The following is a 14,766-nucleotide window of genomic DNA, read 5'->3' as shown; positions in this document are numbered from 1 at the left end:
TTGTTCCTCTCGCCGGCGGCGCGGTTTTTTTTTTTGTGGGTGGGGCGCGCGCCGTTGCTGGCGCCCGCCCCCACCGCGGCGGAACCTATACGTCGGCGATCGCGGCCAGCGGTGGGGTGCGGGCAGCACGGATCGCGGGCCAGAGTGCGGCCAGCACACCCACGACGGCCGAACCGATCAGCATGTACACCAGCTGATCCCATGGCACCGCGATCTGGTCCAGGCCGAGATCGCGCAGGGTGCGCAGGAATCCGACACCGAGCCCCAGCCCCAGAACCGCACCGACCAGCGCACCGAATACCGCGATCAACATCGATTCCAGGTAGATCGTCCGCCGGACCTGCGCACGCTGGGTACCCACCGCGCGCAGCATTCCGATCTCGCGGCGTCGCTCCACCACCGACAGGGCCAGGGTGTTGACGATACCGAGTACCGCGATCACAACCGCCAGCGCGAGCAGTCCGTACAGGATGGCCAGCAGATTGTTGATCTGTTTGGCGTTCTCGCCCTTGAACTCCTCGCGATCCTGGACCTGCACGATCACGAATTCCTCGGTGGCGCGCTCCAGATCGGTGCGCATGGACGCGAGATCGGTGCCGGGCCGAGCCTTGATCAGTACCGCGGCGTCGGCCCGCATGGCGACCGGCACCGCGCGCTCGTAGACCGTGGGCGGCACGATCAGCGGGCCCAGGACCTGCGAGTCCACATAGACCCCGGAGACGGTCAGCGGTATCTCCGAACCGTCGAGGGTTGTCACCGTGAGAGGGTCACCGGCCGTCACCCCGTGCTGTTCGGCTTCGTCCTGACCGAGCAGGATTTCCGAATCCCCGAGTGTCGGTGCGCCGCTCAGCATATCCAGATTCACGACCTGATCCAGCGCGCCGTCGGGTGCGGTGCCGAACTCGTTGTCGTCATCGATCTTCAGCGCGACCCCGCGCAGCCCCACGGTCTGGGCCGCCTCGGGTACCTTCGCCCGCACCGCGTCGGCGGCACCGGTCGGCACACCCATCATCTGTGGTCCGGTGAGGACGTAGTCGGCTTCGATGCCCTGGTCCACCAGACGGGAGATACTGACCTTCGCCGATTCGCCCAGCATCCCGATCGCCGTGACCAGCATCAGGCCCAGGGTCAGCGCGAAGGCGGTGGCGGCGGTGCGGCGCGGATTGCGGATGGCGTTGTTGCGCGCCATCCGCCCGATCGACCCGAACGGCCGGATCAGCCAGCCCAGCCCGGCCAATACCGGACGTGAGATCGCGGGCGAGGCGAACAGTACGGCCAGGATCAGGCCGAGCGCACCGACACCGACCACCGCTGCCGCCCCACCGCCGGTGTACCGGGCGCCCAGGATGACGAGCACGATACCCACCACCGCCAGCACCGCACCGGTCACCGTCCGCGCGCGCAGCGAATCACCGGCGGAGGCGAATTCCTCACGCATGGCCTGGACCGGCGGGATACGGGAGGCACGGCGGGCCGGCGCGTACGCACTCACCACTGTGACCAGCAGGCCCACCACGAAGGCCACCGCCACGGTTCGGGGCAGGACGGCCATCCGGCCGGTCGGCAAGCCCAGGTCGAAGGCGTTCAGCAGACCGGCCAGACCGTAGGCGAGCCCGATACCGGCCAGCAGTCCGAGCAGACTGCCGAGCACACCCACGACCAGCGCCTCCCCGACCACCGAGCGCCCCACCTGCCCGCGGCTCGCGCCGACGGCCCGCAGCAGCGCGAGTTCCCGGAGCCGCTGCGCCACCAGCATCGAGAAGGTGTTGTAGATGATGAAGGTGCCCACGATCAGCGCGATGGCGCCGAAGGCCAGCAGGAAATAGTTCAGGAAGTTCAGCGCCTCGGAGATCTGCGCCTTCATATCGGCGCGTACCTGATCACCGTTCTGCACTTTGTAGTCCGGGTACAGCATGGACAATCGGTCGCGCAGGGTGTCACCCGGGATACCTTCGGCCGCGATATCCAGATAGGCGACATGGGTCCCGTCGGTGAACAGTTCCCGGGCCTGGGCCTCGGTGAACTGCAATCCGATGAAACCGCCGGTATCCGAGGGCGGGGCGTAGGTACCGGTGAGCGTCACGTCGATGGGCGCGCCGTGCGAGGGGACGAGGACCTTCGTGTGATCCCCCACTTTCAGGCCGGCCCGTTCGGCGGCGCCGGTATTGAGCGCTACCTGCCCGGGCCCGGCCGGCGGTACACCCTCGACGAACGGATCGGGTTCGGCGACCGCCCGCTGCGGCGGGATATAGGCCTGTCCCCAGCTGGGGGCACCGCCGGTCTGCACTGCCTTCTTCCCGGTCGGATCGAGCAGCACCACCGAGCCCTCGATACCGGGAGCCACCGTACGGACCCCGTCCATCGCGGCCACGCGGTCGACAACGTCCTGGGGGATCCCCGCGGACTGCCGCTCCTCCGGACTGATCCGGACATCGACGCCCTTGGCCTCGCTCGCGAAGATACCGTCGAAGGTGCGCTGCAACGTATCGGTGAAGACGAACGAGCCCGCGATGAAGGCCGTCCCGAGTACGACCGAGAGCAGGGTCAGCACCAACCGCACCTTGTGCGCGGCGAGATTGCGCAGGGCCACTCTGCGCATGGGATGGGCGGCCACTACCGGACCACCTCCACCGATCGGCCCGGCAGCGCGGATCCGATGCTCCGCAGGTCGCGGTGGGTCACCGGACCTCCAGTGCTTTCATCCGGTCCAGTACCGAGTCGGCGGTCGGATCGCGCATCTCGTCCACGATCCGGCCGTCCGCCAGGAACACGACCCGGTCCGCGTAGGCCGCGGCGGTGGGCTCGTGGGTGACGATGACGACCGTCTGGCCGAATTCGTCCACCGCCGCCCGCAGGATGGACAGCACCTCACCGGACGACCGGGAGTCCAGGTTGCCGGTCGGTTCGTCGCCGAAGATGATCTGCGGTTTGCCCGCCAGCGCCCGGGCGCAGGCGACCCGCTGCTGCTGGCCACCGGACAGTTCGCTGGGCCGGTGCCCGAGCCGGTCCTCCAGCCCGAGCCGCTTCAGTACCGTGGCGACCCATTCGTGGTCCGGGGTGCGCCCGGCGATATCGAGCGGCAGAGTGATGTTCTCCAGCGCGGTCAGGGTCGGGACCAGGTTGAACGCCTGGAACACGAAGCCGACGCGATCCCGCCGCAGGGCGGTCATCTGTTTGTCGGAGAGATCGGTGAGCTCGGTATCCCCGATGCGCACCCGGCCCGAGCTGGCCTCGTCCAGCCCCGCCAGGCAGTGCATGAGGGTCGATTTCCCGGAGCCGGAGGGCCCCATGATGGCGGTGAACTCTCCCCGCGCGAAATCGACCGATACGGCGTCCAGCGCGGTGACCCGCGTATCCCCGGTCCCGTAGACCTTGGTCAGTTCGATGGCGCCGGCGGCGACAGTGGACGTGGCGCCCGGCTCGGCCGGGTCCACGTCGACAGCGTGAGCAGTCATGGGTCCAGTGTGTCGGGCCACCGCGAACCGCGCCATCCGGGATCGCCCTGACTACCTGTACACCCTCGCGTACCCCGCGATACGCGGGTGGGATGACGGCGGTCGTGGCCGGACCCGGGGACGGCGACGGCGGGCCCGCGCACGCGGGCCCGCCGTCGCCGGGGCACAGCTCAGTTCAGCGGTGCCGACTTCCACCAGGTCAGCATCTCGTCGATGGTGCCGACGATACCGTCGGTGTACATCAGATACTGGGCCCGTTCCGGATGGTTGGTGAACACCGTGACCATCTTCGGGCCGTCGCTGTCCCATTTGTAGTTGGTGTAGGTCCGGCCACCGCTGGTGTCGCTGGACTTCTCCGAGGTCGCGGGCAGCCCCTTGATCACCGATTCCACATCGGCCGCCGAGGCGTAGGCGTAGATCCGGTAGAACGGATCGTCGTTGTCGTTACCGCCGTAGCAACGCCACTGCCAGGCCCATTTGCCGAGATCGGGTTCGCCGTCATCGGGGCTGGGGGTGTAGCTGCTGTCGGTTTCCCAGCATTTCGCGTTGTTGTAGCCGGTCTCTTCCGAGGTCGACTTCGGCACCAGCCGTGGGAACTCCTTGCTGATGGAATCCGCGGTGGCGGGTACCGGCGCCACAGTGGTCCGAGTGCTGGTCCCGGCGGCCGTGGGGTCGGTTCCGCCGCCACCGTCACTGGTGGCCATGGCCACCACACCGATGACGACACCGATCAGTACCACGAGCCCGATACAGATGGCGGCGATCAGCCCGGTATTCGATTTGGGCGGCCGCGGCCCCTGCTGGACCTGCGCCATCGGCTGCGGGTAACTGGTCGGCTGGGTGTACCCGCCCGGCGTACCGCCGCCGAACGACTGGCCGGCCTGGCCGGGGTACCCGGGTACGCCGCCGTAGGGCTGCTGCGGGTCGCCGGGGCTCTGCTGGAATCCGCTCGCGTACTGCTGCTGCCCCTGCGGAGCACCGGCGTAGGGCTGGCCCTGGACGCCACTGCCGTACGGCTGGGCCTGCACGCCGCTCGCATAGGGCTGCGGCTGGGTGCCGCTGGCATAGGGCTGGGGCGCGGCAGTGCTCGGGTACTGGTTCGCGCCACTGCTGTACGGGCCGGGCTGGTGCAGCGGGTTGATCGCGGTGGGCGGTACGGCCTGCGGGATCCCCGGCGAACTGGGCGAGGACAGAACGTGTTTGGCGGCTTCGGCGAATTCGCTGCACGAGGTGAACCGGTCGTCGGGACGTTTCGCCATCGCCTTGGCCAGCACCGCGTCCAGTGCGGGCGGCAACTCCGGCCGAGCCGCGCTCAGCGACGGCGGCGGCGCTTGCAGATGCCCCTGGATGACCCCCGCCGGGTTGGTGGAGGTGAACGGTCCGCTGCCGGTGAGCAACCAGTACAGCGAGCAGGCCAGCGAATACTGGTCCGAGCGGTGATCGAGATCCGCGCCGGTGAGCTGTTCGGGTGAGGCGTAGGCCAGCGTGGCGGTGAACGTCCCGGTCTGGGTGAGGTGCCCGGTGTCGTCGCGCAGCCGCGCGATACCGAAATCGGTCAGATAGACACGTTCACCGCGGCCGCCGGTGGAGCGGGCCAGCAGGATATTGGCCGGTTTCACGTCCCGGTGCATCACGCCCATCCCGTGCGCGTAGTCGAGCGCGGACGCGGTTTCGGCGATGATCTGGACGGCCCGTTCGGGCGGCAGTTTCTGTGGATCCACCGAGGCGGCATCGATACCGTCGATGAACTGCATCGAGATCCACAGCTGTTCGTCCTCGAGACCGCGGTCGTAGACCGTGACGATATTGGGGTGGTCCAGCCGGGCGACCAGATCGGCCTCCCGTTCGAATCTGGCGCGCACCTCCTTGTCGAAGAACATCTCCCGATTCAGCAGCTTCAGCGCTGTCATCCGCGGCAGGCGCGGATGTTTCGCAAGGTAGACCGAGCCCATCCCACCCCGGCCGAGTTGCCGGTCGATGACATAGCCGGCGAAAACATCGCCGTTGGCCAGCATGTCTGCTCCAATTCCCGCCTGCGGGACCGGGACCCACCGGTACACAGGCGTAGACGAAAAGCGTGTCCGGACCGCACGGGTCCGGGCACGCGAAATCATCGAAACCATAGCAGCAGTCGAGAAGGCGCCGAGGGCTCTCATCGGTACACATACGCAGCCGCAACACGGCCGCTACGGGTACGACACTCCGCCTCGGGCCCCGCCGGCCCGACCGCTACGGCGATCCGCCGGGATCCGCGGGGGGCCGCTGGGGTGCGGGCGGTGGTGGTGTCCCGCCGGGCCGGTTGCGGAAACCGGGCAGTTCGATCATCGCCGATTCGGCCGGGTTCGAACGATGCGGACGGTCGGGGCGGGTGACCCGCTGGTCGGCCGGGGATCCGGGCCCGGGCGTCGGACGGGCGCCGGGATCCGGCTGCCGGAACTCCGCCGAACCGTGTCGTGGGCCGCCGGGCGGCCGGTGATCACCGGGTAGCTGCGGCGGACCACCGGGACCGGGCTGCCGGTATTCCGCGGATCGGTAGGGCGGGCCGGCGGTGGGCTGTCCGAACTCGGTGGACGGATGCCGCGGCGCCGGACCGGGCCGACGATACCCGGTGGAAGGATGCGGTGGCACACCCCGCGGCGGTGATTGCCGGAATTCGCCCGACCCGTACCCCGGTTGCCACCCGGTGGGCGCCGGATGCCGGGGATCGGGCCGCAACCTGACCCCGCCCGGCTGCCCACCGCGCGGTCCGGACGGGCGCAGTGTCTGCGCGGCGGCCGCGGTGAATTCACTACAGCTCAGGAACCGTTCGGTGGGATTCTTCGCCAGCGCCCGCGCGAGTACCTCGTCGAGCGCCGGCGGCAGCCCGGCCCGGATCCGGCTGACCCTGGGTACCGGCGCCGTCAGATGCGCCTGGATGAGCTCGGCCGGATTGTTGCCCCGATACGGCCCGGCCCCGGTGAGCAGCCAGAACAGCGTGCAGGCCAGGGAGTACTGGTCACCACGCTGATCGAGTTTCGCGCCGGTGAGCTGTTCGGGCGCGGCGTAGGCCAGGGTCGCGGTGATGGTGTCCGCCGCGGCGATGGTCGTTTCGGCGTCGCGCACCCCCGCGATACCGAAATCGGTGAGCAGCACCCGTTCCGGCTGTCCGATGGGTGGTTTCGCGAGCAGGATGTTGCCCGGTTTCACGTCTCGGTGCAGCACCCCGTTGGCATGGGCGAAATCGAGGGCGATCCCGGTATCGGCGACGATCTGCACCGCCCGGCGCGGATCGAGGACGTGCAGATCCACCAGGGAGGCGTCCGAACCCGGTACGTACTGCATCGAGATCCAGAGCTGTTCGCCCTCCGCGCCGCGGTCGTAGACGGTGACGATATTCGGGTGCTCGAGCCGGCCCGCGAGTTCGGATTCGCGTTCGAAGCGCAGGCGGATCTCCCTGTCCGAGTACAGGTCCGGGTTGAGCAGTTTCAACGCCACCAGCCGCGGGAGCCGTGGATGCCGGGCGAGGAACACCATGCCCATACCTCCGACGCCCAGCCGCCGCCGGATGGCATAGCCCGCGAAGTCGTCACCGGGCTCGAGCATGGCCGATTCCCCCTCGTCGGGTCGTACGCGTATCTTCCGGTGTATCTTCCCGCACCGGCCGGGCGCAACACGAGGCCTGTCGGTTCGGGCCGATAGTCTGACGGTATGCGCATTGGAGCACACGTCCGCACGGACGGCGACCCGATCGGGTACGGCGAGCGACTCGGCGCCGATGTAGTGCAACTGTTCGTGGTGGATCCGCAGAGCTGGGACAAACCCGCACCGCATCCGGCGACCGAGCAGATCCTGGCCAGCCCGATCGATGTGGTGGTCCACTCCTCCTATCAGATCAATGTCGCCAGCACCAACAACCGCCTGCGGATGCCCTCGCGCAACGCGGTGGCCCAGCAGGCGCGGGCGGCCGCCGATCTCGGCGCGTTCGGGCTGGTCGTGCACGGCGGCCATGTGCGATCCGACGCCGAAATGGAGACCGGGTTCGACAACTGGCGCAAGCTATTCGAACGCCAGCAGGACAAGGGCGGTTTCGCGGTCCCGATCCTGATCGAGAACACCGCCGGTGGAAACCACGCCATGGCCCGGTATTTCGACAATATCGCCCGGCTGTGGGATGCCGTCGGCGAGTACGACGCCGGTTTCTGCCTCGATACCTGTCACGCGTGGGCGGGTGGCGAGGAGCTGGTGGGCGTGGTGGATCGGATCCGGGCCATCACCGGCCGGATCGATCTGGTGCATCTCAATTCCTCGCGTGACGCATTCGATTCGGGTGCCGACCGGCACGCCAATTTCGCCGACGGCACCATCGATCCGGACCTGCTCACCGAAGTGTGCCGGACCGCGGCCGCACCGGTGGTGCTGGAAACCCCCGCCGAGGGTCTGGCCGAAGATCTGGCCTATCTGCGCGAACACCTCGGCTGACGGCGCGAAGATCCGGTCGGCGGCTGCCTGGACGGCCGGCGGCCCGTACGCGCGAGCGCACCGTTGTGATCAGTACGACCGCAACCCTGTTCGGTGCCCGGGGCCGGTGGTGTGCTCGGAGAGCGAACGATTCCGCTCTCGATCCGTGAGGTGCCCATGACATCCGAAAACACCACCCCCGCCACCCTCCCCACCGTGGTCAAGCTCGGGTCCAGGATCGGGGCGCGGATCGACGGGGTGCGACTGGGCGGTGACCTCGGCCCGGCGGCCGTCGAGACCATTCGCAAAGCGCTGGTGGAACACAAGGTCATCTTCTTCCGCGGTCAGGATCAGCTCACCGAGGACGGGCAGTACGAGTTCGCCGAACTGCTGGGCAGCCCGACCACCCCGCATCCGACGGTCACCTCGCACGGCGAGAAGACGCTGGCGATCGATTCGGAGTACGGCAGCGCCAACAGCTGGCATACCGATGTGACCTTCGTGGACCGGATCCCGAAGGCATCGATCCTGCGGGCGGTCACGCTGCCGCCCTACGGTGGCACCACCACCTGGGCGTCCACCGTGGCGGCCTACGATTCGCTGCCCGAGCCGTTGCGGTTGCTGGCCGAGAACCTGCGGGCTGTACACACCAATGTCTACGACTATGTGGGCCGGCACGGGGAGAGCCCCGACGCGAAGACCCGTGAGCACCGGGCCGAATTCGAGTCCTCGCTGTACGAGACCGAGCACCCCGTGGTGCGAGTGCATCCGGAGAGCGGGGAGCGGGCGCTGCTGCTCGGCCATTTCGTGCGGAACTTCGTCGGTTTCTCGACCACCGAATCGCAGACGCTGTTCCGGCTCTTCCAGGATCGGGTGACCCGGCTGGAGAACACGGTCCGCTGGGATTGGCAGCTCGGCGATATCGCGATCTGGGACAACCGTGCCACCCAGCACTACGCGGTGAACGACTACGACGGGCAGCCCCGCCGGTTGACCCGGATCACCCTGGCCGGCGATATTCCGGTGGGTGTCGACGGTCGGCCGAGCACCGTGCTCACCGGTGACGCCGCGCACTACTCGGTGGTCGAGGCGCCGCGGCGGCTGGCCTCCTGAGCCGGTCGGTCTCCGCGACCGGGCGTGCCGCAGGTCCGCCGGGTAAACCCCCGTTGCGACCGCCCGAGGGGGCATCCGCCAGACTGGGGGCCATGAACTACTGGTCACCGACAGGTTCGCCCCATGCGGCACCGGGCGTTACCGGGGCCTTCCCGGGTGATTCCGGCCGTACCCGGAATCACCCCCGGGGCCGGGTGCGGACCGCTGCGCTCGGGGGCGCACCGGGAGCCGCCCGGTGAAACGACGTCGCACTGCCCGCGGCCCCCGTAGCCGCAGCCGTTACGAACTGCGCGCGCCCGCCCACCGGCGCCCGACCGTCCATCCGAACCCCGCCGGACTCACGGATAAACCCTGCGGCGGGGTGATGTGTGTCCGACCCGGGCCCGGACAGCCCGAGAGCGGCTCCTGACACCACCCCGGGCGGAGCTCAGCGCATACCGGGCATTCCGGCGAAGAGGAACTCGAACACCGTGGGATGGTTCTGATAGATCCGGGTGGACGGGATGAACGGGTTGACCTCCGAGGTATCGGTGACCAGATAGTCCGCGTGGCTGCCCGGGATCCGGTCCAGTACCCCCTCGCAACGCGGCCCGCCGGTCGCGTTCACCTTGGGCAGGTCGTTGGGGTACTGATAGGCCTCCGCGCCGTACATGAAGCTCGCGTTGAACGAGGCGCCCGGGTTACGTCCGCCGAACAGGTCCTCGGCCAGCGGCATCGCCTTGGCGAGACCGCTGATGACGCAGGTCAGGGTGGGTTTGTAGGTGTTCAGCAGTTCGGTTGTGGGCCGTAGCAGATCCAGGGCGGTGACCAGGCTCTGCTCGTTCTCGTTCAGCACCGCGCCCGTGGTGTCGGCCAGGCCGATCGTATCGAGCAGCAGAGCGTCGAAGCTCTGTTCGTTCTCGGTGAGGGTATGGCTGAGCGCGGTGGCGTTGTCGACGGTGCGCAGCAGGTCCGGTGCGGTGTCGGCGTAGAGGTTGGTCACCGCGGCGGTCGACTGGAAATCGCGCTGTAGCGCGGGCAGGCTCGGATTGAGCTCACGGATCAACCGATCCGCGTTCACCAGCAGATCGCCGAGTTGTTCGCCGCGACCCTGGAGTGCGGTGCCGAGCGCGGTGAGCGTGGCGTTGAGTTTCTCCGGCTGCACCATGTTCAGCACTTCGGTCAGCCGTTCGAACAGTGTGTTGAATTCGACGGTCACCGATTCGCCGCGGAGTACCTGGCCGGGTTGCAGCCGGCCGGCGGGCTGGGCGGGCTCCAGGAAATTCACGTACTTGGCGCCGAATACCGTGGTGGAGCGGATATCGACCTGCGCGTTCGCCGGCACCAGCCGCATCAGATCGGGGTTCATATCCAGTTCGAGGCGTACCTCCCCGTTCCCGGATTCGATCTTGCCGACCCGGCCGACCTCCGCGCCGCGGAATTTCACCTTGGCGTCGGGGTCCATCACCAAGCCGCTACGGGGCACTACGACGGCCACCGGTTCCTTGGATGTGAAACCACCGAAGAACATGACCAGCGAGAAGACCACGGCGAGGACGACGACCAGCACCATCCCCAGTGCCGCGAGCTTGTACTGCACCGCGGCCCAGACCTTGCGCGCAGTCGTCTGCCGATCGGACCGGTCGTGTATCGATACCACCACTCACCTGCCTCGAACCGTTCGGCACCCCGGCGTGCCGAACTGAGCCGGATTTATGTCCAGACAGTTGTCCATGTTATGGCTGATTCAATCCCGGCGGGCGGTTTTCACCGATCACGTCCGGATTTCGCCGCATCACACTGTTTTCGCAGGTAGAAAGTGAAAAGGCCCGCTCACCATCGGGTGAGCGGGCCTCGATCATAAGCCGTTACGGCAGGGGCTACAGCGCTTTCTCGATCGCCGCGACCAGCGTGTCCGCATCCGGCGTGGTGGTGGGCCGGAATCGCCCGGCCACGGCCCCGTCCCGGTCGATCAGGAACTTCTCGAAATTCCACTGCACATCCCCGGCCGCGCCCTCGGCGTCCGGGGTATCGATGATCTCCCGGTAGAGCGGATGCCGGCCGTCGCCGTTCACCTCGACCTTCTCCAACAGGGGAAAGTCCACCCCGTAGGTGGTCGAGCAGAACTGCTGGATCTCCTCGGCACTGCCCGGCTCCTGGCCCATGAACTGGTTGCACGGGACCCCGACCACACTGAAACCGCGGTCGCCGTAGGCCTTCTGCAATTCGACCAACCCGGTGTACTGCGGTGTCAACCCGCATTTCGACGCGACATTGACCAGCAGGACCACCCGGTCGCCGACCAGCTCACCGAGCGTGGAAGCCGAACCGGACAGTGTGTTCACCGGAATTTCTCGGACGTTCATTCGTAGCGCACCTGCCAACTCTTGATTCCGTTGATCCACCCCGACCGCAACCGTACCGGATCCGAAACGGATTCCAGGCCGGGCATGGCGTCGGCGATCGCGTTGAACATCAGGTCGATTTCCAGCCGGGCGAGGTTCGCGCCCACACAGTAGTGGGTGCCGGTGCCACCGAATCCGACATGTGGATTCGGATCGCGCAGGATATCGAAGCGGAACGGTTCGTCGAACCCCGCTTGGTCGAAATTGGCCGAGCTGTAGAACAATCCGAGCCGCTGGCCCTTCTCGATCTCCTGCCCGCCCAGCACGTGATCGGCGGTGGCGGTGCGCTGGAACGCGGTCACCGGCGTAGCCCAGCGCACGATCTCGTCGGGTGCGGTGCGCGGCCGCTGCTCCCGGTACAGCTCCCACTGCTGCGGATTGTCCACGAACGCCTTCATCCCGTGGGTGATGGCGTTACGAGTGGTCTCGTTACCCGCGACCGCGAGCAGGATGACGAAGAAACCGAACTCGTCGGAGGCCAGCCCGTCACCGTCGACATCGGCGTTGACCAGCTGGGTGACGATATCGTCGGCCGGACACGACCGGCGCTGTTCGGCCATGTTCCAGGCGTAACCGAGGATCTCCGCCGAGGCGACGGTCGGATCGCCGTATTCGGGATCGTCGTAGTTGAGCATCTGGTTCGACCAGTCGAACACCTTGCGGCGGTCCTCCTGCGGGACCCCGAGCAGTTCGGCGATCGCCTGCAGGGGCAGTTCGCAGGCGACCTGGGTGACGAAATCACCGCCGCCGGCCTTCTTGGCCTCGTGCACGATCCGGTGCGCGCGCTCGGTGAGCGCGTCCCGCAGACCCTCCACCGCCCGGGGCGTGAAGCCCTTGGCGACGATCCGCCGCACTTTCGAATGTTTCGGCGGATCCATGTTCACCAGCAGCGCCTCGGTGAGCTGCATCTGGTCGGGGGTGATATCGCCGGGCAGCCGGACGATGGACCCCTTCTGCTGGGACGAGTACAGCTCCGGGTTTCGGGAGAGTTCCTTGACGTCTTCCAGCGTGCTGACCACCCAGTAGCCGCCGTCGTTGAAACCGCCCGAGGTCTCGTCGGATTGGGCGTTCCACCAGACCGGGGCCGTTCGCCGTAGTAGCGCGAACTCCTCCACCGGGCTGCGATCGGCCCACAGCGCGGGGTCGGTGAAATCGAAACCGGGAGGCAGTGCGGTTGTCATCAGGAGTCCTTTCCTTCTTCCGGGAGCGGTCGCAGCGGCGCTTCCGGTTGCACCTCGACCAGTACGAGATGGGCACCACGCGGGGTGCCGACGACCGCGGAGACCGCCCGCGCCAGATCACCGGCGCGCAGCATGTACGGATGCCGCGCCAGACCCCAGGACTGCCAGGACTCCAGCAGCGGCCCCACCACCTCGGGCGAGGCGTTCATCCCCATCCCGGTGACGGTGGGCCCGGGCCGTACCAGCGATGCCCGGATGCCGGTGCCCTCGAGTTCCATCCGCAACTGCTGGACCATCGCCTCGACGCCGGCCTTCGCGGCGCTGTAGGCGCCGTTCCACGGGCGGGGCAGCGGCGCGCAGTCGGAACTGATCAGCACCAGATCGCCGCGCCGCCGGGCCAGCATGCCGGGCAGCACCGCATGGGCCATCCGGTGCGCACCGATCAGGTGGATCTGTACCTGATGCGCGAAATCGGCGGGATCCATGTCCTGGATGAGCCCGAATTCGATATCACCAGCCCCGGAGACCAGGATCTCGGTGGGTCCGATGGCCGCCTCGGCCGCGGCCACGAATTCGTCGACCGAGGCCTGATCGGTGACATCGAGCCGGTACGCGAACGCGGTGCCGCCGTCGGCCCGGATCTTGCCGGCCAGTTCCTCCAGGATCTCCACCCGGCGCGCGCCGAGCGCCACCGGATGGCCCTGGGCGGCCAGTTCCACCGCGGTGGCGGCACCGATACCCGACGACGCACCGGCCACGATGGTCGGCCGTTTCTCGGGATGGGGGTCGAACCGGGGCATTTACCGCACCTCCACAGAGACCGGGAGCTCGGCGAAGCCCCGGACATTGGACGAGTGCACGCGGACGAATTCGTCTTCGCGCACTCGGTAGGACTGCACGCGCGCCGCGAATTCGTGCAGCGCGACAGTGGTTTCCAGCCGGGCCAGATGAGCGCCGAGGCAGAAATGCACACCGGCGCCGAAACTGGCCAGATTGCCCTTCTCGGCACGGTCGAGGTCGTAGACGTCGCCGTCGTCGAAGACATCGCTGTCCCGGTTGGCCGATCCGATCAGCAGCAGTACCTTCGAACCCGCCGGGATCACCCGGCCGTGGTACTCCAGGTCCTCGGTCGCGGTCCGCGCGACGATCTGGCTGGAGGTGTCGTAGCGCAGCGTCTCCTCGACCCAGTCCGGGACCCGGTCCGGATCGGCGGTGACCTTCGCGTATTCCGCCGGATTGCGGCCGGCCCAGTACAGGGCGTTGCCCAGCAGTTTGGTGGTGGTCTCGTTCCCCGCGACGACCATCAGGAACATGAAGCCGATGATCTCGTCGTCGGTGAGCCGGTCACCGTCGATCTCCGCCCCGAGCAGTGCGGAGGTGAGGTCGTCGGCCGGTTTCTTCCGGCGTTCGGCCACCATATCGGCGTAGTAGACCACCAGGTTCAGCGATGCCTCGATCGCCGTATCCGGAACATCGGTCACGCCGTCCTCGCGGTGCATGACCATATCGGCCATATGGCGGATCTCGTCGCGGTCGGCGACCGGTACGCCCATCAGCTCGGAGATGACATCCATCGGCAGCTTGCCCGCGAATTCCTGGATCCAGTCGAATTCGCCGCGTTCGAGTGCCGGTTCCAGGTATTCGAGGGTGAGCTCCCGGATCCGGGTCTCCATATCGGCCACCCGCTTGGGGGTGAAACCCTTGAACACCAGTTTGCGCATCCGCATATGCCGGGGATCGTCCATGGCGAGGAACGACATGGTCTTGTGCGCATGCGGGCCCCAGGCCGCGGGGTCGAGCGATACCCCGTTGGCGTTCGACAGCTGGGCGGCGTTGCGGAACCCCGCGGTGACATCGGCGTGCCGGGAGAGCGCGTAGAAGTCGAGTTCGGCGTTGTAGTAGAGCGGTGCCTCCGCGCGCAGCCGGGCGTAGATCGGGTACGGGTCTTCGTGGAAGACGTAATCGTACGGATCGAACGTCACCGGCTCCAACGATGCGGCCGTCATCGGACCCACCTCTGTTTCGATAACGAGTTCTCGCCGGACGCGACCGATCGGCCGCCGGGGAGAGACACATAGCTGGACATGTGTCTGGACGGTACCAGCGGCACGCCCCCGCGACAATGATCGTACGGGAATTGACTGCTCAGAAGCGGGTAGTCGGCCGAATCCCGATATCGGTACCGGCTAGCGTCCC

11 protein-coding genes are annotated in these 14,766 nt (G+C 67.6%); 2 read left to right on the top strand and 9 right to left on the bottom strand.

Features of this window, described 5'->3' with window-relative positions; all coding sequences use genetic code 11:
• Positions 1–85: 85 nt before the first annotated feature.
• The 4 genes from ACWEWT_RS33635 to ACWEWT_RS33620 all read right to left on the bottom strand — a co-directional run bounded on the left by ACWEWT_RS33635 (position 86) and on the right by ACWEWT_RS33620 (position 7,037).
• Entirely contained in the window at positions 86–2,599 is a 2,514-nt protein-coding gene (locus tag ACWEWT_RS33635; protein ID WP_452564885.1) for an ABC transporter permease, read from the bottom strand.
• 79 nt (positions 2,600–2,678) lie between these two features.
• Positions 2,679–3,455: an ABC transporter ATP-binding protein gene (locus tag ACWEWT_RS33630; protein ID WP_452564883.1), complete on the bottom strand. Its 777-nt coding sequence runs from the start codon at positions 3,453–3,455 to the stop codon at positions 2,679–2,681.
• Between the two features lie 170 nt (positions 3,456–3,625).
• Entirely contained in the window at positions 3,626–5,470 is a 1,845-nt protein-coding gene (locus ACWEWT_RS33625) for a protein kinase domain-containing protein (RefSeq protein WP_452564882.1), read from the bottom strand.
• 214 nt (positions 5,471–5,684) lie between these two features.
• On the bottom strand, positions 5,685–7,037 hold the full coding sequence (locus ACWEWT_RS33620; protein ID WP_452564881.1) for a protein kinase domain-containing protein: 1,353 nt from the start codon (positions 7,035–7,037) through the stop codon (positions 5,685–5,687).
• Between the two features lie 105 nt (positions 7,038–7,142).
• On the opposite strand from ACWEWT_RS33620, the gene ACWEWT_RS33615 reads away from it, so the two are divergent.
• Positions 7,143–7,913, top strand: a complete 771-nt coding sequence (locus tag ACWEWT_RS33615; RefSeq protein WP_452564880.1) for a deoxyribonuclease IV — start codon at positions 7,143–7,145, stop codon at positions 7,911–7,913.
• A 156-nt stretch (positions 7,914–8,069) separates the two neighbouring features.
• The gene (locus ACWEWT_RS33610; protein WP_452564879.1) at positions 8,070–9,005 is read left to right on the top strand and encodes a TauD/TfdA dioxygenase family protein; all 936 of its coding nucleotides are present in this window, start codon (positions 8,070–8,072) and stop codon (positions 9,003–9,005) included.
• A gap of 427 nt (positions 9,006–9,432) precedes the next feature.
• Here the strand turns inward: ACWEWT_RS33610 and ACWEWT_RS33605 are convergent, their stop codons facing one another.
• The 5 genes from ACWEWT_RS33605 to ACWEWT_RS33585 form a co-directional block, all read right to left on the bottom strand.
• Complete coding sequence (locus ACWEWT_RS33605) at positions 9,433–10,635, bottom strand: MCE family protein (protein WP_452564884.1); 1,203 nt, start codon at positions 10,633–10,635, stop codon at positions 9,433–9,435.
• Positions 10,636–10,864: 229 nt separating this feature from the next.
• Positions 10,865–11,350: a glutathione peroxidase gene (locus ACWEWT_RS33600; protein WP_452564878.1), complete on the bottom strand. Its 486-nt coding sequence runs from the start codon at positions 11,348–11,350 to the stop codon at positions 10,865–10,867.
• Positions 11,347–12,570, bottom strand: a complete 1,224-nt coding sequence (locus tag ACWEWT_RS33595; protein ID WP_452564877.1) for a cytochrome P450 — start codon at positions 12,568–12,570, stop codon at positions 11,347–11,349. Before ACWEWT_RS33595 ends, ACWEWT_RS33600 begins: the two co-directional genes overlap by 4 nt.
• The gene (locus ACWEWT_RS33590; protein ID WP_452564876.1) at positions 12,570–13,370 is read right to left on the bottom strand and encodes an SDR family oxidoreductase; all 801 of its coding nucleotides are present in this window, start codon (positions 13,368–13,370) and stop codon (positions 12,570–12,572) included. Before ACWEWT_RS33590 ends, ACWEWT_RS33595 begins: the two co-directional genes overlap by 1 nt.
• Positions 13,371–14,576, bottom strand: a complete 1,206-nt coding sequence (locus ACWEWT_RS33585; RefSeq protein ID WP_452564875.1) for a cytochrome P450 — start codon at positions 14,574–14,576, stop codon at positions 13,371–13,373.
• Positions 14,577–14,766 lie beyond the last annotated feature (190 nt).

This window comes from Nocardia sp. NPDC003963, assembly GCF_053605105.1.
The sequence above is the reverse complement of the archived record's forward strand: the minus strand, read 5'-3'. Positions and strand labels throughout refer to the sequence as shown.

Bases quoted from the DNA above. Each gene is read 5' to 3' on its own strand.
- ACWEWT_RS33610 (WP_452564879.1), top strand. From the start codon at position 8,070: ATGACATCCGAAAACACCACCCCCGCCACCCTCCCCACCGTGGTCAAG.
- ACWEWT_RS33630 (WP_452564883.1), bottom strand. From the start codon at position 3,455: ATGACTGCTCACGCTGTCGACGTGGACCCGGCCGAGCCGGGCGCCACG.
- ACWEWT_RS33590 (WP_452564876.1), bottom strand. From the start codon at position 13,370: ATGCCCCGGTTCGACCCCCATCCCGAGAAACGGCCGACCATCGTGGCC.
- ACWEWT_RS33625 (WP_452564882.1), bottom strand. From the start codon at position 5,470: ATGCTGGCCAACGGCGATGTTTTCGCCGGCTATGTCATCGACCGGCAA.
- ACWEWT_RS33585 (WP_452564875.1), bottom strand. From the start codon at position 14,576: ATGACGGCCGCATCGTTGGAGCCGGTGACGTTCGATCCGTACGATTAC.
- ACWEWT_RS33600 (WP_452564878.1), bottom strand. From the start codon at position 11,350: ATGAACGTCCGAGAAATTCCGGTGAACACACTGTCCGGTTCGGCTTCC.
- ACWEWT_RS33620 (WP_452564881.1), bottom strand. From the start codon at position 7,037: ATGCTCGAGCCCGGTGACGACTTCGCGGGCTATGCCATCCGGCGGCGG.
- ACWEWT_RS33595 (WP_452564877.1), bottom strand. From the start codon at position 12,570: ATGACAACCGCACTGCCTCCCGGTTTCGATTTCACCGACCCCGCGCTG.
- ACWEWT_RS33635 (WP_452564885.1), bottom strand. From the start codon at position 2,599: ATGCGCAGAGTGGCCCTGCGCAATCTCGCCGCGCACAAGGTGCGGTTG.
- ACWEWT_RS33615 (WP_452564880.1), top strand. From the start codon at position 7,143: ATGCGCATTGGAGCACACGTCCGCACGGACGGCGACCCGATCGGGTAC.